This window comes from Roseibium algicola (assembly GCF_001999245.1).
GTDB lineage: Bacteria > Pseudomonadota > Alphaproteobacteria > Rhizobiales > Stappiaceae > Roseibium > Roseibium algicola.
In genome coordinates, this window is sequence record NZ_CP019630.1 from 2,472,501 (window position 1) to 2,493,372 (window position 20,872).

At 60.3% G+C, this 20,872-nt stretch carries 20 protein-coding genes (1 of these 20 running past the window's edge); 9 read left to right on the plus strand and 11 right to left on the minus strand.

What is annotated here, in order from left to right; translation table 11 throughout:
• From B0E33_RS11505 to B0E33_RS11530, 6 genes are all read right to left on the minus strand, one after another.
• Positions 1-531, minus strand: partial view of a thiolase family protein gene (locus B0E33_RS11505; RefSeq protein WP_077291302.1) — the start only. Its footprint begins 669 nt before the window's first position; the window shows 531 of its 1,200 coding nt (coding positions 1-531); the start codon lies at positions 529-531; its stop codon lies beyond the left edge, outside the window.
• Positions 528-1,982, minus strand: coding sequence for an AMP-binding protein (locus tag B0E33_RS11510; RefSeq protein WP_077291303.1), 1,455 nt, complete (start codon positions 1,980-1,982; stop codon positions 528-530). The genes B0E33_RS11505 and B0E33_RS11510 overlap by 4 nt, the downstream gene beginning before the upstream one ends.
• A 26-nt stretch (positions 1,983-2,008) precedes the next feature.
• The gene (locus tag B0E33_RS11515) at positions 2,009-2,563 is read right to left on the minus strand and encodes a biotin transporter BioY (RefSeq protein ID WP_031269905.1); all 555 of its coding nucleotides are present in this window, start codon (positions 2,561-2,563) and stop codon (positions 2,009-2,011) included.
• A 145-nt stretch (positions 2,564-2,708) separates the two neighbouring features.
• Positions 2,709-3,317 carry an energy-coupling factor transporter transmembrane component T family protein gene (locus B0E33_RS11520; RefSeq protein WP_077291304.1) on the minus strand — a complete coding sequence of 203 codons (609 nt, stop codon included), beginning with the start codon at positions 3,315-3,317 and terminating at the stop codon, positions 2,709-2,711.
• Positions 3,314-4,093, minus strand: a complete 780-nt coding sequence (locus B0E33_RS11525; protein WP_077291305.1) for an energy-coupling factor ABC transporter ATP-binding protein — start codon at positions 4,091-4,093, stop codon at positions 3,314-3,316. The genes B0E33_RS11520 and B0E33_RS11525 overlap by 4 nt, the downstream gene beginning before the upstream one ends.
• 127 nt (positions 4,094-4,220) lie before the next feature.
• Positions 4,221-5,630 (minus strand): aminotransferase-like domain-containing protein, encoded by a 1,410-nt coding sequence (locus B0E33_RS11530; RefSeq protein ID WP_208997799.1) that lies wholly within the window; start codon positions 5,628-5,630, stop codon positions 4,221-4,223.
• Between the two features lie 106 nt (positions 5,631-5,736).
• On the opposite strand from B0E33_RS11530, the gene B0E33_RS11535 reads away from it, so the two are divergent.
• Complete coding sequence (locus B0E33_RS11535) at positions 5,737-6,333, plus strand: LysE family translocator (RefSeq protein ID WP_023002287.1); 597 nt, start codon at positions 5,737-5,739, stop codon at positions 6,331-6,333.
• Positions 6,334-6,581: 248 nt separating this feature from the next.
• Here the strand turns inward: B0E33_RS11535 and B0E33_RS30900 are convergent, their stop codons facing one another.
• Positions 6,582-6,818 (minus strand): hypothetical protein, encoded by a 237-nt coding sequence (locus tag B0E33_RS30900; RefSeq protein WP_156912389.1) that lies wholly within the window; start codon positions 6,816-6,818, stop codon positions 6,582-6,584.
• A gap of 95 nt (positions 6,819-6,913) precedes the next feature.
• Between B0E33_RS30900 and B0E33_RS11540 the strand changes: the two genes are divergently transcribed.
• A complete protein-coding gene (locus B0E33_RS11540) occupies positions 6,914-7,840 on the plus strand; it encodes a LysR family transcriptional regulator (protein WP_023002291.1) in 927 nt (308 codons plus the stop codon).
• A 100-nt stretch (positions 7,841-7,940) separates the two neighbouring features.
• Here B0E33_RS11540 and purU read toward each other — a convergent pair whose 3' ends face one another.
• The 3 genes from purU to B0E33_RS11555 all read right to left on the minus strand — a co-directional run bounded on the left by purU (position 7,941) and on the right by B0E33_RS11555 (position 10,999).
• Positions 7,941-8,798: a formyltetrahydrofolate deformylase gene (gene purU / locus B0E33_RS11545; RefSeq protein ID WP_023002292.1), complete on the minus strand. Its 858-nt coding sequence runs from the start codon at positions 8,796-8,798 to the stop codon at positions 7,941-7,943.
• A 72-nt stretch (positions 8,799-8,870) separates the two neighbouring features.
• Complete coding sequence (locus B0E33_RS11550) at positions 8,871-9,680, minus strand: beta-keto acid cleavage family enzyme (RefSeq protein ID WP_077291306.1); 810 nt, start codon at positions 9,678-9,680, stop codon at positions 8,871-8,873.
• A 2-nt stretch (positions 9,681-9,682) separates the two neighbouring features.
• Positions 9,683-10,999, minus strand: a complete 1,317-nt coding sequence (locus B0E33_RS11555; RefSeq protein ID WP_077293237.1) for an aspartate aminotransferase family protein — start codon at positions 10,997-10,999, stop codon at positions 9,683-9,685.
• A gap of 188 nt (positions 11,000-11,187) precedes the next feature.
• Between B0E33_RS11555 and B0E33_RS11560 the strand changes: the two genes are divergently transcribed.
• On the plus strand, positions 11,188-11,604 hold the full coding sequence (locus tag B0E33_RS11560) for a YcbK family protein (RefSeq protein WP_023002295.1): 417 nt from the start codon (positions 11,188-11,190) through the stop codon (positions 11,602-11,604).
• A gap of 64 nt (positions 11,605-11,668) precedes the next feature.
• Here the strand turns inward: B0E33_RS11560 and B0E33_RS11565 are convergent, their stop codons facing one another.
• Positions 11,669-12,028, minus strand: a complete 360-nt coding sequence (locus B0E33_RS11565) for an ArsC family reductase (RefSeq protein WP_023002296.1) — start codon at positions 12,026-12,028, stop codon at positions 11,669-11,671.
• 273 nt (positions 12,029-12,301) lie between these two features.
• On the opposite strand from B0E33_RS11565, the gene B0E33_RS11570 reads away from it, so the two are divergent.
• The 6 genes from B0E33_RS11570 to B0E33_RS11595 all read left to right on the plus strand — a co-directional run bounded on the left by B0E33_RS11570 (position 12,302) and on the right by B0E33_RS11595 (position 20,762).
• Positions 12,302-14,080 carry an adenylate/guanylate cyclase domain-containing protein gene (locus tag B0E33_RS11570; protein WP_077291307.1) on the plus strand — a complete coding sequence of 593 codons (1,779 nt, stop codon included), beginning with the start codon at positions 12,302-12,304 and terminating at the stop codon, positions 14,078-14,080.
• 64 nt (positions 14,081-14,144) lie between these two features.
• Entirely contained in the window at positions 14,145-15,287 is a 1,143-nt protein-coding gene (gene argE, locus B0E33_RS11575) for an acetylornithine deacetylase (protein WP_075284584.1), read from the plus strand.
• A gap of 116 nt (positions 15,288-15,403) precedes the next feature.
• Positions 15,404-16,987, plus strand: a complete 1,584-nt coding sequence (locus B0E33_RS11580; RefSeq protein ID WP_031269916.1) for an ABC transporter substrate-binding protein — start codon at positions 15,404-15,406, stop codon at positions 16,985-16,987.
• 79 nt (positions 16,988-17,066) lie between these two features.
• Complete coding sequence (locus B0E33_RS11585) at positions 17,067-18,041, plus strand: ABC transporter permease (protein ID WP_023002301.1); 975 nt, start codon at positions 17,067-17,069, stop codon at positions 18,039-18,041.
• Between the two features lie 14 nt (positions 18,042-18,055).
• The gene (locus tag B0E33_RS11590; RefSeq protein ID WP_173017272.1) at positions 18,056-19,033 is read left to right on the plus strand and encodes an ABC transporter permease; all 978 of its coding nucleotides are present in this window, start codon (positions 18,056-18,058) and stop codon (positions 19,031-19,033) included.
• A gap of 7 nt (positions 19,034-19,040) precedes the next feature.
• Positions 19,041-20,762, plus strand: a complete 1,722-nt coding sequence (locus B0E33_RS11595) for an ABC transporter ATP-binding protein (RefSeq protein ID WP_077291308.1) — start codon at positions 19,041-19,043, stop codon at positions 20,760-20,762.
• Positions 20,763-20,872 lie beyond the last annotated feature (110 nt).

Below are 20,872 nucleotides of genomic sequence, written 5' to 3' on the forward strand. Positions count from 1 at the left end.
CACAGCAAAGACCGCCTGGTCTTCTCGCGATGTTCCCGTTTCAGCGGCGAGCCTTGCAGCTGCATCTGCAAGATCCGGGTCGCCGAATGGCGCGGGCGCAAAAGCAGGACGGTCGTAAGCAACGGGCGGTACCTCCGGATCGACAGGTCTGATCATCCGGATCGGCGACCGGCTGAAGCTTTCCGCTCCTCCTGCCAGAACAATGTCCGCCGCACCTGCCTCGATCAATCTTGCGCCCATGACGATCGCATCAAGTCCCGAGCAGCACTGCGTATCGATGGTGAGAGCGGGAACCGTTTGAGGCAACCCGGCGCGAAGCGCGGCAAGGCGGGCCGGATTGCCGCCGCCATAAAGAGCGTTGCCCAGAAAGACGCAGTCGACCTCTTCTGGCTCTATTCCGGCGTCAACGACAAGCTGTGCAAGAACGGGTGCGGCAAGCTCGTCGGTCTGAAACAAGGCAAGTGCGCCACCGCGCGGGCAAACCGCCGTCCGCCGTGCTGCTGCGATCACTGCCTTGCGTGTCTGCGTCACCCGCTGCCTCCGGTTTTCGCCAAATCGGCCACGACCTTCCGAATATCCGGCTTGCCCCCTGGCGTCAGCGGCATCTTTGCCCTGATGTGAATATGCCTCGGCACCTTGCCGGGTGCGAGACGTTCGCGGCAATGGCGCAGCAAGATCTGCTCTGCCCCCGCCAAAGACGCACCCAGCTCAACCACCGCCTCCAGCCGGTGACCGCGCACCTGATCCGGTAACCCTGCGACGACTGCAAGGGCGACGGCGGGATGGTCGGCCAATACGGCCTCAACCTCTTCCGGATAGACATTCAGCCCGGAAGTGATGACCATGCGGTTTTCCCGTCCTGTCAGAAACAGGAAGCCTCGCTCATCGAGAAAACCGTGATCGCCGACGGTGAGCCAACCGTCCCGCCAGAGCGTGTCCGGCGATGTGCCGCTTATATAGTGCGAAAACAGCAGTCCGCTCCGCACCCAGACCGGCCCGGCCCGGCCAGGGGCAGCGGGGGACGAAGGGTCACCGATCACGATATCGACCCCTTGCGCGGCACACCCGACCGAGCCTGCAGGGACATTGTCCTCAGGTGAGGACAGCGTGATGAAGCTGGTTTCCGAAGCCCCGTAGAATTCGAAAAGGCGTGCCTCGGGGAAAACCGACTTCAAGGCCTGCCTGTCGGCTTCACGCCATTTGGCCCCGCTCGCGAGAACCTGTTTCACCGCAGCGATGGGACCGCTGCGCCGGGCAGCCTCGGCCAGAAAGTGCAGCTGGGTCGGCGTTGCATAAAGGACAGAGCCTTCGGGGGCACTGCCAAGTTCCCTCAGGACGACGCGCGGGTCGAACCGCGGCGTGAGCACCACCTGCTGGCCGCAGGCGAGGCCGCAGACAGCGCCATAAAGGTGAAGTGAATGCGTGAGCTGCCCGGGCAGGACGACGCGGCTGCCTTTCGAAATACCGAAAGCCTGTGCTGACAGCTTGAAGCTTTCGAGCCACGATCTGTGAGAGCGCACATAGCCCTTGGGAACACCGCTGGAACCGGAGGTGAAGCCTGCATAAAAGAGGTCGTCTTCGTCCGGCAGGATCTCAGGTGGAGTTTCCGGTGACCTTCGCGCTTCAGTGGAACCGGTACCAGCCGTCAACAACACCGGCAGGGACTGGTCATCGATGACGAGGTCTGGCCCGACCGCTTCCAGAACTGCTGATGCCTGGGCTGAAGGCCAGTCCGGGTCCATGACCGTGGCGACACGCCCGGTGCGGGCGCAGGCAAAGAAGCAGACGACCAGGTCCGCAGGGTCCCGAAGACGCAGAACCACATAGCTTGCATGGTCGGTCCGATCACAAAGCACTGCCTCGATCCGGTTGATCCGGACTGCAAGCTCCTGCCAGGAGAGAGAATTCGGACCGCATGTGAGTGCGGCCCCAGTGGCTTTCTCACTGGCAAACCGGTCGAGATTGTCGCCGACGAAGGCCATGATGTGGCCTTGCTGGATCTACGGAATTAAGACCGGGACAACACGGCACCCGGCAGGCCGCGTGCGACGGTCTGAACGATGAGCGCCGTAAGTGCGACCTTGACCAGGTCACCGGGAATATAGATTGCGCTGCCAAGCGCGGCTTTCGGAAGGGAAAGTCCGGCCATGATGGCAACGCCCGGGATGCCGAAAGCGTAGACCACCAGAATGCCGCCGACCGCAGCCGCTATTGCCGAAGACACCAGAATGTTCAGCTCGCGGGTCGACTGCATGATCAAGCCGGCCACGAGAGCTCCGACCGGCCAGCCGATCAGGAAACCGACAGACGGACCCATGAAGACGCCAAGACCACCGCGGCCGCCGGACAGGAACGGCAAGCCCAGCGCGACGAGAAACAGGAAAAGCAGCACGGCAAGCGCACCACGGATCGGGCCGAGCATGACACCGGCCAGCATGACACCGAGGGTCTGCGCCGTGATCGGTACACCGCCGAGAAAGGCGATCGCCACCGGCGGAACCAGCCCCAGGGCGGCAATCAGCGCGGCATAGAAAGCAACGTGCACAAGAGACCTGTCAGCCATGATGAATTCGACCTTCTTCTCGTTAACAAGGGCGCTGCCGTTCAACCTCGCGCGGATCTTACCACATGAGGGTCAGGCAACGTCATCTGTGGGCGGGATATCCCAGTTTTTGGCCGAATGCCAGCCATATGGAGCTTCTTTTCGGTCATCTTGACAAGCCTTCCGAGCCGCCTCGCGCCTTCAGTGCCTCGGCAACGTGATCCGACATGCTCAGGGACTGAATGGCGAAAGGCGCCAGCAGACGCCACGAATTTCGCGTGCCTGTTCGCGCCTGCCAGGCTTCGCGTAGTTGACCGAAAACGACGAGCATGTAGGGCGCGAAGCGAAGCACCAGTGCAACGCCCAGCGCCGGTTTGCGAGTAGAGAAACCGAGGAACTCGAGCGGCCTGAACAGCGGCTGGACGGCATTCAGCATATCGTCCATGCGGGTGGTCACCGAAACGAAGTTTGCAGCCAGGATCATGATCGCAAGCCGCAGGATGATCGTAATCCCTTCCAGCAGACTTCCGGACACCCAGTGAAGCGCCAGCAGCACGGCAAGCAGAAACGACATTGCCCGCAGGAGCTTCAGTTGCGCCAGTCCCTCGCGCCCGAGGGAGGCATAACAGAGGAGAACACCTGCAAGAGCCGGCAGCAGAACCCAAAATGATGTGTATCGCAGCAGCAGCAGACTGGCGACGGCAACAGCCAGAAGTTTCAGGCCCGCGGGCATCCGGTGGGCCCAGCTGTTGCCCTGGAGATAGACCGACATCATAACTCGGCAACCTCCACATCCATGCCCTGCCGCGAGACGACGTCTTCCTGAAACGCCGCCCGAACCGCATCCGGCGCGCCATCCATGCGCAAACGTCCGTCCTCCAGCCAGAGCAGTCTGTCGAAACCGTCGAACTGGCTGAGATCGTGACTGACGAGAACGATCTTCTGCGGCAGTGACAGGATTTTCTGGCGGATCCGCACTGTCGTCAGTGCATCGAGGCTGGCCATCGGCTCGTCCAGCACCAAAAGGCGCGGCTCCATGACCAGAACCGCCAGGATGCAGACGAGCTGTTTCTGACCGCCGGAAAGTTCCGTGATCGGTTTGCCGGCCAGCCCCTCACAGCCATGCAGGGCGAGGAACGCCCGCGCGCGGCTGCGGCTTTCTTCCTTGCCGGCCCCGAGTTGGGTGAGGCCAAAGGCGATCTCTTCTTCCACCGTGGGAAAAATGGCCTGATGATCCGGGTTCTGGAACACGAAGCCGACATGACGCGGCAACTCCAGTTCCGCCTCGGCGGAGGGGGCTCCAAAAAGCGTGAGGTTGCCGTTCGTCGGCGTACGCAACCCGTTCAACAGGCGTACAAGAGAGCTCTTGCCGGACCCGTTCAGGCCGATGATGCCGATCCGGTCTTCGGCAAGCTGCAAGGTGAGATCCTGCAGGATATGCTCTTTGCCGACACTCAGGCCAACCCGATCGAAGACCGCGTAGGGACTGGCGTCGGGATTACAGACACTGGGCCTGTCCTTGAGTTTCCTGCTTTTGGGCCAGAATGCCATGTCACCTCGTCGCGGACGGCACTCCTTGCAAGGGCCGGTCCTGTTTTGCGCGCAGCTTATCGGTCGGATCTGCCGGCTTGTCAAAGACTGACAGGTGCCTGGCAAAATCACACATTACCGCAAGGCCTTACCCTACCGGGCGGGTGAGATCGGGCAATTCGGCCAATTGGCCGATGGTGGATCTGATGCGCTGGAGGGCCCAGCGGAATCGGTCGTCGGACTGCTCGGATCCGAAGGTCAGGCGCAGATAGGGCGCCGGCTGGTGGTCCTTCGCCTGAAAATACCGGGATGACAAGACCGAAATGCCCTGGTGTCCGAGCGCGTTCTGAAGCGCGTCGGGATCGACGGTTTCCGGCAGGCGCAGCCAGCCGAACACCTTGTTGACGTCGCTCTGCAGGAAATGCGGCGCGAGCAGGTCACGCGCCGCCAGGAACCTCGTGCGGTTTGCCTTGCGCTTCAGGCGCAGCGTCTTGAACAGATGTCCCTCGCGTACCCAGCCGGCAATCAGTTCTGCCGTGATGGGGGAGGCCATCCAGGTGCTTTCACCGATCTTGTTGCGAATGCTGTCACCGAAAGGCCCGGGCACATGGACGAAGCCGATCCGGCTTCCGGGTGAACAGACCTTGGAGATACTGGCGATTGAGGCCGTGCGCTCCGGCGCCAGCGCACCGAAGGCGGGCAGAGCATCCGGCAGAAAAGGCGTATAGGGATCGTCCTCGACGATCTTCAGGTCGAATTGCCGGGCAACCGCAACCAGATCCTGCCGTTCTTCAACAGACATGGTGTGAGTGGTCGGGTTCTGCATGTTCGGCATCAGGAACACGCCTTTGACACCATGCGTCTTCGCGGCCTGGGCAAGCGCTGCCGGATCCATGGCGCCGAAGCCGCCATCGGCCCGTATCAATGCGGGCAAAGGCACCGGCTTCAGGCCGATGCTGGCAAAGGAACTGAAGATCGACGGGTAGGTGAACCGGTCGACGGCAACCGCATCGCCCGGGCGGAACAGGGCCTGGCAGGTGACCTGAATTCCGTGCTGCGCGCCACAGGTAACCGCGACCCGGTCCGGGTCGGCTTCCAGACCGTAGTCCTTGAAGACGAGAGCCCCGGTTTCGCGATGCGCCTTCAGCCCTTCAGACGGTACGAACCCGTTCAACCGGTCGATCCCCACCGTGCGCGCCATCCGCGTCAGCCCGTCGGAAAGACTCGGGTTGAGATGCGGATAGGCAAAGTTTCGCGCCAGATCGCAGGTTTCCGGCTCGTCTTCCTTCGGGACAAGGGGCGAAACCTTCTGGGTTTCAGAGGCAATATAGGTGCCCCGTCCGGTTTCTCCCTTCACCAGCCTGCGCCGCTCGGCTTCGCCGTAGGCACGGGTAATGGTGCCGAGCGTCACGCCAAGCTGATAGGCAAGTTCGCGCTGTGGCGGCAGCCTGTCGCCCTGGGCAAGCGCCCCGGTCTTGATGTCGGCTTCCAACGCGTCCGCGATCGCCAGATAGATCGGGCCACCGGCCGCTTCGATGTTCGGGATCCACATTGTCATGAGAACAATGTTATCATTGACTGATACAATACCTCAAGACAATTAGTATCTCCGCTATTTTGTATCGATTGTATCGAAACACTCGATGCTGTGTCTGGAGATACCCATGGATTACGCCACGTTTCTCGCCTTCGCGGTGTTCGTCATCGTCATGACCGGGACACCCGGTCCGGGCAACCTGACCTTTCTGGCCATCGGCGCATCCGCAGGGTACCGCACCGCCTTTCCCGTGATTGTCGCCTCGCAGATCGGATCTTTGCCGCTCAAGCTCAGCGTTGCCTATGGCCTGGGCCATGTCATGGCCGGAGGCGGCACGGTGGTGACTGTCTTCAAGGTGCTGAGCATGGCCTATATGACCTATCTTGCCTGGCGGATCGTCTGCCTCAGCGTCAAGCCGAAGGGCGAGGTCGCGCTGCCCAGTTTCTGGGAAGGATTGCTGATACACCCGCTCAGCCCGAAAACCTGGGCCATGAACCTGGTTGCCTTTTCAACCTTCCTGGCCGGCAACGGGCTCGGGATCCACGAAAACGCAATGATTTTGGTGGCGGGATTTACCCTCGGCGGAATGGTGTTTCATTCCCTATGGGCCCTGGTTGGCGTGTCGATCCTCGCCCTGATCGGCGAAGGCCCGCTCATGCGAGCCATCACGGTGACCATGGCAATCGCCATGTTGGCGGCGACTGTTTGGGCACTACTGATCTAGCGAAGTCTCGCTGCTTTTCGATTATCTGCACGGCAAGACGGCGGAAGAAATCGCCAGATATCCGGCAATGAAGCTCGCCAATGACCAACTTCGCAAACAGGTACAATGCCTTGCCGGCGCTCAAGAAACTGACCTGACCGGAGGCACAGCGTGAAGCGAGACAGATCCGGCAGCATGCGCCTGCCGGATCTGCCCGACCGGCCACAGGGGAGACCGCGGCCGGGTGAAGGTCAGGCAACGGGTAAACTCTACCGCTGCAGGTCCTTCAGTTCCTTTTGCCAACGCGCCTCGAACGACGTTTCATGCGGGTTGGGGCCAAGCCCGATATCCCGGCGCAGCTCGTCCGTCAGATGAGCCACATTCACACGCTTGCGGCCACGGGTTGCCATCCTTGCGAACAGAGAACCGATAAGCGACCGCAATGAAAAGCCCAAGTCTTGCTGATGGGTCGCGCAGCCCGATTTTGTCTGGGAGAGCCTGAACACGTCTATAACTCCTGTTTCTTGTGAGTTACATATCGGCGGGTTCCGGTTGTCTTACCAACGAAAATTCGATAGACATGCATAAGGGAGACTTATGCATGTCAGTGAATTTGCCACCACTTTCCGCAATCCGGGCCTTTGAAGCTGCAAGTCGGCACCTGAGTTTTACCAAGGCCGGCGACGAGTTGGGCATGACCCAGGCGGCTGTCAGCTACCAGATCAAGATTCTGGAAGATCGTCTCGGCTTTCAACTGTTCACCCGCAAGGCCCGCAAGATCGAGCTGACCGACAATGGCGGACAACTGGCGGCGCGGGTGGTGGATGCGTTCTCCTCGCTTCGCAGTGCCTTCGAGGATATTTCCGAAAAGAACGCCGGCCAGCTTGTCGTCTCCAGCAACACCACGTTTGCGGTCAACTGGCTGTCAAACCGCCTGTTCGAGTTCCAGATGCAGAACCCGGACGTGGGCGTGCGCATCGTGCCCTATGGCCCGCATGCTGAACCGGAGTTCAACGAATCCGACGTCGTGATCTCCGCCTGCAAGGCCCCTCCGAAAAACTGGCTCGCCCATGAAATCGTGCGCGCGGACTTTACACCGATGCTGAGCCCGAAGCTTGCGGACACGATCGGCGGCGTCAAAAAGCCCGAGGACATTCTGAAATTGCCGCTGGTCGATCCTCAGGACCCGTGGTGGCAGATGTGGTTCGAGGCAGCGGGACTGCCGAATGTCGACCTGAGCGGTCACCCTAGCTCGCGCATGGGGTCACAGGCGCTCGAGGCCAACCGGGCGATCGCAGGACAGGGCGTCGCGATCCTGACCCCTTATTTCTGCAAGACCGCCCTTGAAAACGGCCAGCTGATCCAGCCGTTCAAGCTGACCTGCCATGCCGATGACGAAAGCTGGTACATGAGTTACCCGCCCGCCCTGCGCACCAGCCGCAAGGTCCGCCTGTTCCGCGACTGGGTTCATGCGGAACTGAAGCGCGACGGCATGCCCGTCACCGCGCCGATGGCAGTGGTAGCCTGAGGACACTCGTCCTCCCAACCCAAGCTTCCGGATCATGAAAAAGCCCCGGCCATCCATCGGACGACCGGGGCCAATTGCTTTTCGGGCACCAAGGCCTGCCTTACGGCGTGAACACGATGGTCTTGTTGCCGACGATCATCACCCGGTTTTCCAGGTGGTATTTGACGGCACGGGCCAGCACGCGGGATTCGATGTCGCGGCCACGGGCGACGAAATCGTCAGCGGAGAGCGCATGGCTTACCCGTTCGGCGTCCTGCTCGATGATCGGGCCTTCATCGAGATCCGGCGTCACATAGTGAGCGGTGGCCCCGATCATCTTGACGCCGCGAGCATGCGCCTGGTGATAGGGTTTTGCACCCTTGAAGCTCGGCAGGAAGGAGTGGTGGATGTTGATGATCTTGCCGAACAGACGCTTGGAAAGGCTGTCGGAAAGCACCTGCATGTAGCGGGCGAGAACCACCAGATCGGCTCCGGTTTCCTTGACCAGCTTCAGCAGTTTCTCTTCCTGCTCGGCCTTGTTTTCCTTGTTCACCGGCCAATGGTGGTACGGAATGCCTTCGTGCTCGGCCGTGCGCTGGCTGTCGGTGTGGTTGGAAACGATCGCAACCACTTCGGCATCCATCCAGCCGACGCGGATCTGGTAGAGAAGGTGCAACATGGCATGGTCGAATTTGGACACCATGACGATGACCTTCGGCCGTTTGGCCGTGTCGACCAGTTTGGCCTTCATGTCGAAACGGCTGATGACCGGGTCAAGCGCCCTCTGAACGCTTTCCAGGGTCACGCCTTCCGGAGCCAGAATGGCAATACGCAGGAAGAACTGGTTGGTTACCCGGTCCCAGAACTGGTCACTTTCGGCAATATTGGCGCCAAAATCTGCCAGTTCCGTCGTGACTGCCGCCACAATGCCAGGCTTGTCCGCGCAGGACAGCGTCAGAACGTAAAGGCTATCCGCCATGATTTTCCAGTCTCCAACCTTGAGGGCCGCAGCCCGCTGATTTTGCTTCGTGCCGGATGCCGGCCCGAATGATCAGGCAGGCATCAGACTGTGTTCCTTCAGGGCCGATACCAGATCGCTGACCCGGTCGGCATTGTCTATCGCGCGTTCTCCGGTCCTGTTCCACAGGCCGTTTTCAAAACCGATCCTGGTCTTGCCGCCCCGCCGGACCGCCTCCACCAGACACTCGGTCTCGCGGTGTCCGAAAGCGCAGACCGCCCAGTCCAGCGACTGCCCCTTGCCGCGTTCCGTGAGCTTTTCCAGAAACGGCACCAGATCTTCCGGTTTGCTTTCCTGGCCTGCCGCATAGCGCCCCAGAACGAACAGCAGCTGATGGCTTTCCCCTGCCAGGGTGCCGGCTGCCGCCAGGTTGAAAAACCGGTCCAGATCATCCGCGCTGTAGACGATATGCTGGACCGCACATTCATGGTCGAACGCCCAGTGGTAAAAGGCTTTTGCCCGGTCTTCCCCGCCTTCCGGAACCATCTCCCGGATCGCGATGGAGACCGCATCCGGCTTGACCTTGTAGACCAGTTCGCGTTGCTCTTCCGGAGTGTATTTTCCAACAGCTTCCGTGGTGATTTGAACCTGCATTTGCGGCACCGCAACACGCATTTCCGACAAGAGCTCACGATAAAGCCCGGCGTCAAGCACATGGGCACCGGTAAGGTCGCGTACGTGGGCATGAAGCGCACCGGCTCCAGCCTCAAGACACGCCTTTGCCGCCACCACCGTTTCGGCGATGGTCATCGGCAGGGCGGAATGATCCGCCTTTGTCCGGCGGGCACCGTTGGGAGCCACCATGATCAATGATAAAGGCGGCGGGACAAAAAGCGCACTCATGTTCAGAAGACCGCCTTGAACGCCTGGTTGAGCTTGTCGGTAATCTCTCCGACATGGCTGTCCTCGAGAATGAAAGGCGGCGCCAGAAGTATATGGTCGCCCCGCACCCCATCGATCGTCCCGCCCATCGGGTAGCAGATTAGACCGGCCTCGAATGCTGCCTTCTTGAGCGCCTTGTTGATGCCCCTCTTCGGATCAAACGGCGCCTTGCTGGCCCGGTCCTCGACGATTTCGATGCCCCGGAAAAGTCCGCGGCCGCGAATATCACCAACATGCGGGTGCTGACCGAAAGCATTGTTAAGTGCCGTCGTCAGTTTCTCGCCCATCGGCATCACCCGGTCGGCAACGCCGCCCGTCAGTTTCCTGAACACGGCGAGCGCGGCGGCGCAGGCGGTCGGATGGCCGATGTATGTGTGGCCATGCTGGAAAAAGCCCGATCCGGTCTCGATGGCTTCGTAAATGGCAGCGGTGCACAGCATGGCACCGACCGGCTGATAGCCGGCTCCGAGCCCTTTCGCGATGCATAGAATATCCGGCGCGACACCATCCTGCTCACAGGCAAACAGGGTGCCCGTGCGGCCCATGCCGCACATGACCTCGTCCAGGATCAGAAGCACGCCGTAATTATCGCAGATCTCCCGGATCCGCTTGAAATAACCTTCGACCGGCGGCAGGGCACCCGCCGTCGCACCGACAACCGGTTCGGCAACGAAAGCCATGACGTTTTCCGGCCCGAGCCGAAGGATTTCCGCATCCAGTTCGTTGGCGATCCGCTGACCGTAGTCGAAGGCGGTTTCCCCCTCGCGGCGGTCCCGATACTCGTAACAGGGGGCAATATGGGTGGTATCGATCATCAACGGTGCAAAAGGCTCCCGCCGCCACTGGTTGCCGCCGGTTGCCAGCGCACCAAGCGTGTTGCCATGGTAGCTCTGCCTGCGGGCAATTACCCGGTGCCGCGACGCTTCCCCCTTCTCCAGGAAATACTGACGCGCCAGCTTCAGCGCCGCCTCCATGGCTTCCGATCCACCGGAGACGAAATAGACGCGGTCCAGATTGCCCGGTGCTTTTCCGATCAGGAGGTCCGCCAGTTCCTCTGCAGGTTCGCTGGTGAAAAAGCCTGTATGGGCGAAGGCGATCCGGTCCACCTGGGCCTTGATGGCAGCGATCACATCCGGATCGCTGTGCCCGAGACAGGAAACCGCGGCGCCGCCGGATCCATCGAAATATTTCTTTCCGGACCGATCGAGAATGTAGCAACCTTCCCCTGTTACTGCGACGGGGAGATCGGCTTTGGTGTGGCGGGGAAAAACATGAGACATGGCAAACGCATCCGACAACTGACGGGACAGCCCACATTGGGTTGACGCATTTGTATCAGAAAACGGCAGCGCCTGAAACATTTGTTTCGTAGGTGCGTTAACCACGTTTTTCATTAGAATTTTAATAAAATTCAATCAGCCTGCGCGCGGGGGACGAGATTGTAATCAGTAACCGAAGGCCGCCCGTCATGCGTCAGCGCCTCACCGCCTGGATCGTATTCCTAGGATTGACTGTCACACTTGCCGGCTGCGGAACCGTCGCCGGTGTTACCGGCATGGGCTGGATGACCGCATCCCACAATTCCATCGACTATAACGACAGTTCCTGGTGCGTGCCGCGCAAGCTGAAGAAGGTTCTAAACCGGGTTGCATCCCGCTATGGCAAAGTGACTGTCAGCTCGACCAAGCGCTGGTGGCTTGAGAACTGGTGGAAGGGTGGCGCCAGGGATTCCTATCACCTCAACTGCCGGGCGGTCGATTTTTCGGTCCGTGGCAACCCGTCGTCCGTCATTGCCTTCTTGAAATCACAGCCGGAAGTTGGCGGATACAAGCACTATTCTTCCGGCCACTACCACATCGACACCGGCCCGCGCCGGACCTGGTAACCGCCTGGCAGGCAAAAGCCCGGCCCGGTATGTACCGGGCCTGATTGGCCAGTGACGGCAACCGCTACTTCAGCTCGCCCAGTTCCAGTGCCATTTCCCATGCGACAGGGTCAAAGCCGACGAAATTCTTGGTTTCGCCTGCCACGATCGGCCTTTTGATAACGGACGGGTTCTCGATCATCACGTCAAGTGCACTCTTGGCATCGACAACGCTGTCCTGTGTCGCTTCGTCCAGGCGCCGCCACGTGGTGCCGCGCTTGTTCAGGATAGACTCCCATCCGAATTCACCGACAAAGCCGGCCAGTCGATCGGCATCGACGCCATCCTTCTTGTAGTCGTGGAATTCATAAGGCACGCCGGCCTCTTCCAGAAACTTCCGCGCCTTCTTGACGGTGTCGCAGTTCTTGATGCCGTAGACCTTCATTGCCTCTTCCCGGTTGTTGGATGTCCGGCCCGGAATGTGCCGACTGACGCCCGGGATGCAAGGTCATAGCCGAAGAAAACCCGAAATTTTGCGAAAATTGAGCTGACAGTGCCTTCATGCCGAGGAGTTTTCCACGTTTCGCGTGCCTTCACGGGCAGTTCACCGCATTTCCTTTTTGGCTCCTTGACCTCGGCTGCCCCCCGCGCTTCAAGTGGCAATTGACAGGGTGGACCGGCAGAAGGCCGGAACGGCCAGACCGGAGACTGAAAATACATGCAGGAAGAGGCCCCCGGCACAAGCCGGCCAAACAGGCCCGCGACGGCCGCCAAATCTTCTGAAAAGTCCGCTTCGGCTGCAAAACCGGGCAAGAAGTCCGACAGTGTCATGGTTGCCGGAGGGAACTGGCGTCAGCGGCTCCGGCTGTGGAGCGGCCTGATCCTGTTCACTTTCTGCCTCAGCCATTTTTCAAATCACGCCCTCGGCATCATTTCCTTCCAGGCGATGGACCAGGCCTCGATCTGGCACTACTGGGTCTGGAGAAGCCCGCTTGGGGAAACTGTCCTCATCCTCGCAGCGCTGACCCATGTGCTGCTCGCCTTGTGGCGGACAAGCAAACGGCGAACGTTGAAGATGTCCCGTTGGGAGCTTTTACAGCTCGCCCTCGGTCTTTACATTCCCTGGCTCCTGATACCGCATGTCACCACGACCATGGGCGTTGCCAAGGAGTTCGGCTTCCTGCCGCTCTACGAGCAGATGCTGACGCTGCTGTGGCCGAATGCGGCGGTCAATCAGTCTATTCTGCTGCTCATGGTGTGGACCCACGCCATGATCGGCCTGCACTTCTTCCTGCGCCTTTATCCGGCTTACCAGAAGCTGAAGCCGCTGGCGGCCGGGTTTGCCTTTGCAATGCCGGTGCTTGCCATCTGGGGCTGGATTGAAGGCGCCCGCCGACTGGCCCTCAGCCGTGACGTAACCCTCCGAATCACTCCGGACCAGCAATTGTGGGCCAGCGAGGTCGTCGTTCAGTTCCGCGCGGTCGTGTTCGGCCTGATTGCCGTCAGCCTGCTGGCCATCCTGATCCGTTACCTTCTCAGCCTGAAAGCGCGCAGCCTGACCGTGGTGTATCCGGGCGGACTGACGGTGAAGGCGCAACCGGGCGCAACGCTGCTGGAAATCAGCCGCATGAACGACATACCCATCGCATCGGTATGCGGCGGGCGGGCCAGATGCTCCACCTGCCGGGTGAAAATTCTGGAAGGCGGCGAAACCTTGCCGAAACCGAGTGTTGCCGAAGCTGCGGTGCTGACGCGGATCGGCGCGGGAAGCGACATTCGGCTGGCCTGCCAGGCGCGCCCGGAAAGCAACGTGGAAGTGCAGCCCCTTGTACCGGTCAAGGCCAGTGCAATTATCGGCGAACACCTGAAGGACGCCTATTACTGGGGCGTCGAGCAGGATGTGGTGGTCATGTTCGTGGACCTGCGCAATTTCACCGGCATCACCGAAAGCCAGCTCGCCTATGACGTGGTTTATCTGCTCAACAGCTACCTGGACCAGGCCTCAGCCGCGATCCGGGAGGAGGGTGGCTATGTCGACAAGTTTATTGGTGACGGCATCATGGCCATCTTCGGCATGGACAGCAACGCTGAAACCGGCGCTCGGCAGGCTCTTGCCGCCTGCCGCCGTATCGAGAAGGTCATGAAATCGCTCGACAAGGAGAAGGGTCCGCAGTTTCGCGATCCGATCCGGCTCGGCATCGGCCTGCATCTGGGGCCGGCCATTCTCGGTCGCATCGGCGCCGCCGGAACGGCAGGCAAACGGGGTGGGCTGACTGCGCTTGGCGACGTGGTCAACACCGCAAGCCGGCTGGAAACGGAGAACAAGAACCACGGCAGCTTCATGGTTGTTTCCAAGGCTGTTGTCGATGCGGCAGGCGCGCGGATCGACGGTGCCGAAGAGGCCGAGATCAAGGTGCGCGGCAAGGAAATCCCCTTGCAAATCCTTGCGGTGAAAAGCTTAGATGGTCTCCATCTCGCTGACGCCGTTCCCGCCTGAGACCCATCCTCCCTGTCACAAAACCTCTGGAGACCACGTGAGCCGGACCTACACGCCTCGGGAAATGCTGGAGAAACTGATCTCCTTCAACACCGTTTCGGATCGAAGCAACCTCGATCTGATCACCTTCGTCGAAGACTATCTCAGCCAATGGGGTGTCACTTCAGGGCGGGCGCTGGATGAAACGGGCCAAAAGGCCGCTCTTTATGCCCGCATCGGTCCGGATATCGACGGCGGAACCGTCCTGTCCGCCCACACCGATGTCGTTCCGGTGGCGGGCCAGAACTGGTCTCACGATCCTTTTTCCGCCTGGGAGGAAAACGGCCGCCTCTACGGCCGTGGCGCGGCGGACATGAAAGGCTTCGCGGCAACTGTACTTGCCAAGGTTCCGGATTTTCTGAATGCACCGCTCAGACGGCCCATCCACATCGCGCTGTCCTATGACGAGGAAACCGGCTGCGACGGGGCCAGGGTGCTGATCCCTGAAATGCTGGCAAACGGCCCGCGCCCTTCCGTGGTGATTGTGGGCGAACCGACCAGCATGAAGGTCGTTACGGGCCACAAGGGCATTACAGTACTGAAGACGCGCATCCAGGGACATCCGGTCCATTCCAGCCAGTTGCACCGGGGTGTTTCGGCGATTTCGGTGGCGGCCAGGCTGATCGGCTGGCTGGATGCCAGAACCGCGGAGAACCGGGCCAAGGCCGATCCTGACTGCCCGTTCGAACCGCCCTACACCACCTTGCATTGCGGCACCATTTCCGGCGGCCAGGCGCACAACATCACGGCCCAGCACTGCGAATTCGTGACCGATATCCGGCTGCTGCCGGGTGAACACGCGAAGGACTGGGTCGCAGCCTACCGGGCCTTCATCGAAAATGAGGTTCTGCCGGGAATGAAAGCGATCTCGCCGGACTGCGCCATCGAGGTGAGAGAACTTGCCTATGTGCCCGGGCTGGGAGAGGAACCGGACGGGCTGGCGGAAACCACTGCCAGGCGCCTGACCGGCGACAACAGCCGCAACGTCGTGGTCTATGCCACCGAAGGCGGGATCTTCCAGGATCACGGACTTTCGACCGTGGTTTGCGGTCCCGGATCCATCGATCAGGCCCATCAGCCCGACGAATTTATCGAGCTTTCCGAACTCGACCGCTGCGCTGCCTTCCTCGACAAGCTGATTGACAGAATGTCGCAATTTGACAGCTAAACGGGTTTGAACACAGAGATTTACGATGTCATAGTCGTTTTTGACAACATGGCCGCATGGTCCTGGCAGGGGGGTGCGGCCGTGGAGCAAAGCCGAAACCGGAAAACGAGGGGACTATGAACAAAAGAAAAATTGTCATCGCCGCAGCGCTGTTTGCGGCGGGAACGGGGACTGCTGTTCATGCTGAAACGCTGAAATTTGCCTTTCAGGGTGCACTGAACGCGCTTGATCCCTACAGTCTCAACGAGACCTTCACCCTGTCGTCGCTCGGCAATACCTATGAAGGCCTGACGCGCCGTGGTCCGGATCTGGCCATTGAACCGGCCCTGGCCGAGAGCTGGGAAATCGTCGATCCGAACCGCTGGCGTTTCCACCTACGCAAGGGCGTAAAGTTTCACAACGGCAGCGATTTCACTGCCGAAGACGTTGCCTTTTCCGTCGACCGCGTGCGCTCGGAAGGGTCCGACCTGACCACCCGCGTCCCGGCTGATGCCAAGGTCGAGATCGTTGACGACTACACGGTCGATTTCGTTCTCACCGGTCCGAACCCGATCCTGCATTACGAGTGGGACACGTTCTACATCATGGACAAGGAGTGGACGACGGAGAACGACGCGGTGAAAGTCACCTCGGCGTCCGACACTTCTGCGAACCATGCCGCGCTCAATGCAAATGGTACCGGACCCTTCAAGATCGTCAGCCATGAAGCCGGCGTGAAGACCGTCTATGAAAAATACGACGGCTGGTGGGACGAAGCCAAGCACAACATCGACACGGTGGAATTCACGCCGATCGGTTCCGATGCAACGCGCGTTGCCGCGCTGCTGTCCGGCGAGATGGACATGGTCTACCCGATCCCGGTGCAGGACATCAAACGCATCAACGACAATGCGGGAACCAAGGCGCTGACCGGCCCGGAACTGCGCACGATCTTCCTGGGCATGGACCAGATGCGCGACGAGCTGCTCTATTCCGACGTCAAGGGCAAGAACCCGCTCAAGGATGCCCGGGTGCGCAAGGCCTTCTACCAGGCGATCGACATCGAGGGGATCAAGAAGAAGGTCATGCGGGACCTGTCCAACCCGTCTGCCCTGATGGTTTCGCCACTGCTGTTCTCCAAGTCGGCCGATTTCGAGCGTTATCCCTATGACCCGGAAGCCGCCAAGGCACTGCTGGCCGAAGCCGGCTATGCAGACGGCTTTTCCATCGGCATGGACTGTCCGAATGACCGCTACGTCAACGACGAGGCGATCTGCCAGGCGGTTGCCGCCATGCTGGCTCGTATCGGCGTGAAGGTGAACCTCAACGCCCAGCCAAAGGCGAAATACTTCGCCAAGATCCTTGCTTCCGGTGGTTACGATACGTCGTTCTACCTGCTTGGCTGGACCCCCGGATCCTTCGACAGCTGGAACGTTCTGGACAACCTGATGAACTGCCGCGACGAATCCGGCAAAGGTTCGCCGTTCAACAACGGTGGCTTCTGCGACGAGAAGATCGACCAGCTGACCGATGAAATCCTGGTCGAGATCGATCCGGAAAAGCGTGACGCCATGATTGCTGAAGCTTTCCGCATCAGCCACGAGAACGCCTACTACCTCCCGCTGCACCAGCAGAGCCTGGCATGGGGCGTTTCCGACAAGCTGGACCTTGTCCAGCGTGCCGACAACCAGTTCCAGTTCCGCTTCGTGACCAAGAACTGATCCTGAAGCACAGCAAATGACGCTCCCGGCAACTCCGCCGGGGGCGTATTTTCATGACTAAAGCATTCAAAGAGCCGAAATGATTGGATTTGCAACGCGCCGCATCGTGCAGGCGATGATTGTCATGCTGGTGGTCGCCCTTCTCGCGTTCACCATGTTCCGCTTTGTCGGCGATCCCATCAACCAGATGGTCGGCATCGAAACCTCGATCGAAGAACGGGAGGCCCTGCGCGAGCGCCTGGGTCTGAACGACCCGGTTCCGGTCCAGTTCTTCCGTTTCGTCACCAAGGCCGCGCAATTCGATTTCGGCACGTCCTACCAGTTCCGTCAGCCGGTTTCCGAGCTTTTCGCCAAGCGCATACCCGCCACGCTCGAACTCAGCTTCGCGTCTGCGGTGTTTGCGCTCGTTGTCGGCATTCCCATGGGCATCTACGCCGGGCTCAATCGGGAATCGCCCGTTTCCAAGCTGTTTCTATCAGTTTCGCTGATCGGCATTTCGCTGCCGACGTTCTTCATCGGTATCCTGCTGATCTTCCTGTTTTCCGTCACCCTGCAGTGGCTGCCGAGCTTCGGACGCGGCGAGACCGTGCAGATCGGATCCTGGTGGACGACCGGCTTTCTGACCATCTCCGGCCTGAAGGCGCTGATCCTGCCCTCCATCACGCTCGGCCTCTACCAGATGACCCTGATCATGCGGCTGATCCGAGCCGAGATGCTGGAAGTCATCCGGACCGATTACATCAAGTTCGCCCGGGCGCGCGGTCTGCCGGACCGGCTGGTGAACTTCCGGCATGCCCTCAAGAACACGCTCGTTCCAGTCATCACCATCACCGGGCTGCAGCTTGGCGCGATCATCGCTTTCGCGACCATCACCGAGACCGTTTTCCAGTGGCCCGGCATGGGCCTGATGTTCCTGCAGGCCGTGCAGAACGTCGATATTCCGATCATGTCCGCCTATTTGCTGCTGACTGCCTTCCTGTTCGTGACGATCAATTTCATCGTCGACATCCTTTACTTCTTCATCGATCCGCGTCTGCGGGTCGGTCGGCCATAAGGGAGACCGACGCCATGCCTTTCGTCACCAACGAAGAAGCAAAATCCAGCGTTCAGGACAGGGCGACACCGGTCAAGGAACCGGGGCGGATGGCCCGCGCTCTCGACAGCGACCTCTTTCATTCGTTCCTGAAATCGAAGGTCACCGTTGTCGCTGCCACCGGCACGGCAATCCTGTTCCTCCTTGCGTTCCTGGCGCCGTGGATTGCTCCACATGATCCGTTCGACCTGGCGTCGATTTCCATCATGGACGCCCGCGTTCCTCCGGTCTGGATGGAATATGCCGATCCCCGCTTCCTCCTGGGAACGGACGATCAGGGCCGAGATATGCTCTCCGGTATCTTCTACGGCATGCGGATCTCGCTGATCGTCGGCTTCTGCTCTGTTGTCGTCGCCGCCTTCATCGGCATCTCGCTGGGGCTCGTCGCGGGCTACATGGGTGGTCGGGTAGATGCGATCATCATGCGGATTGCCGACGTTCAGCTGACGTTTCCGGCCATTCTGATCGCCCTTCTGATCGACGGTGTCGCGCATGGCATCTTCGGCGCGATCGACCGGGAGGTCTTCGCCTTCTACATTCTGATCGTGTCGCTGGCGCTGTCCTTCTGGGTGCAATATGCGCGCACGGTTCGCGGTTCCACTATGGTGGAGAAGAACAAGGAATATGTTCAGGCCGCCCGCGTGATCGGCATTCCCTCGGTCATCATCATGGTGCGCCATATCCTGCCGAACGTCACCGGACCGGTGCTTGTGATCGCGACCATCAACCTGGCACTTGCCATCGTGACCGAAGCGACGCTCTCGTTCCTGGGTGTCGGCATGCCGCCTACCCAGCCGTCCCTCGGCACATTGATCGCCATCGGCAACGATTTCCTCTATTCGGGGGAGTGGTGGATCGCGATCTTCCCGGGCCTTGCACTGGCCCTGCTGGTGTTGAACGTCAACCTTCTGGGCGACTGGCTGCGCGACGCCCTCAACCCGAAACTCAGGTGAGGCCGGTATGAGCGTTCTCGATATCAAGGACCTGAGGGTCGAGTTTCCGGGCCGAAAATCTGTCTTCGTCGCCGTCGATGACGTTACCTTGAGCGTCGATGCCGGCAAGGTTCTCGGCGTCGTCGGAGAATCGGGTGCAGGCAAGTCGACAGTCGGCAACGCGGTGATCGGGCTGCTGCAGGAACCCGGACACATAGCCGGCGGTGAGGTCTATCTTCACGGCAAGCGCATCGACCAATTGCCCTACAAGGAAAAGCGTCGTTTGCGCGGCCGAAAGATCGGCATGATCTTCCAGGATCCACTGACGTCTCTCGATCCGCTGCAGACGGTGGAAAGCCAGCTTGTGGAGACGATCCGCACCCATTTGCCGCTCTCCGGATCGCAGGCCCGCCAGCGCGCGATCGAACTGATCGAAGCCGTGGGCATTCCAGATGCGCCCGAACGCATCAAGCAGTATCCGCATCAGTTTTCCGGCGGCATGCGCCAAAGGGTGGTCATAGCGCTTGCGCTGTGTGCGGAACCTGAACTGGTGATCGCGGACGAGCCGACAACCGCGCTCGACGTTTCCATCCAGGCGCAGATCCTTGAACTGATGAGGAAGCTGTGCCGGGAGCGTAACGTCGCCATGCTGGTGATCACCCATGACATGGGCGTGATTGCCGACATCACGGACCATGTGGCGGTGATGTACCACGGTGAACTGGTGGAATACGGCGAGACGACCCAGGTGCTGGGCGCTCCGGAACACCCCTACACCCAGAGCCTGATTTCAGCCGTGCCACGCCCTGATATCAAGGTCGAGCGGTTTCCGGTGGTCAACTACATCGAAAAGGCCGGCACACCACAGAAGCAGATCGACATCGCCACACACTGGCTCGGCAAGGCACGCGACTATGAAAAAGTGTCCGGTCCGCTGGTCAAGGCAACGGACCTCGACATGCGGTTCGAGACCCGTGGCTCGATCTTCCCGTCCAAGCGCAAATACTTCCAGGCGGTCAAGAAGGTCAGTTTCGACATCAACGAAGGCGAGACCTTCGGCCTCGTCGGCGAGAGCGGGTCGGGCAAATCGACCATCGCGCGCCTGATCACCGGCCTCTACCAGCCGACCGGAGGGTCGATCCTGTTCGGCAAGACCGAGCTGACGTCGCTCAAGAATCGCAAGGACGTTCTGGCGATGCGCCGCCAGATGCAGATGATCTTTCAGGATCCCTATTCCTCGCTGAACGCCCGCATGCGCGTCAGCGACATCATCGCGGAACCGATCAAGTTCCACCGACTGGCGTCAAGCAACGCGGAAGTGCGCCAGATCGTCGATGACCTGCTCGATCATGTCGGTCTGGGCGCGGCGGCCGGCAGGAAATTTCCGCACGAGTTTTCCGGCGGTCAGCGCCAGCGCATCTCCATCGCACGGGCGCTCGCGACGCGGCCCAGGTTCCTGATCTGCGACGAGCCTACCTCGGCACTCGACGTGTCGATCCAGGCACAGATCCTGAACCTTTTGAAGGATCTTCAGGAAGAACTTGGGCTGACCATGCTGTTCATCAGCCACGACCTGGCCGTGATCCGGCAGATGTGCAACCGCATCGGCGTCATGCGCCATGGCGAGTTGTGCGAGGTGGCAGACTGCGACCAGCTCTTCGAAGCGCCGCAACACCCCTATACACGCGAACTCCTGAACCTGATGCCGTCACTGGAGTTGCTGTCGCGGGCAAACCTCGCAACGGCCTGAAGGAACCGGCGGCGTTGTCGCCGGCCTTCCCAAGTCTTTGAAGATGAGTCTTTTTTCGGATTCGGCCGAGTCGCTGACTTGACTCCAAGCCCCACCCCGATTCTCCGGTG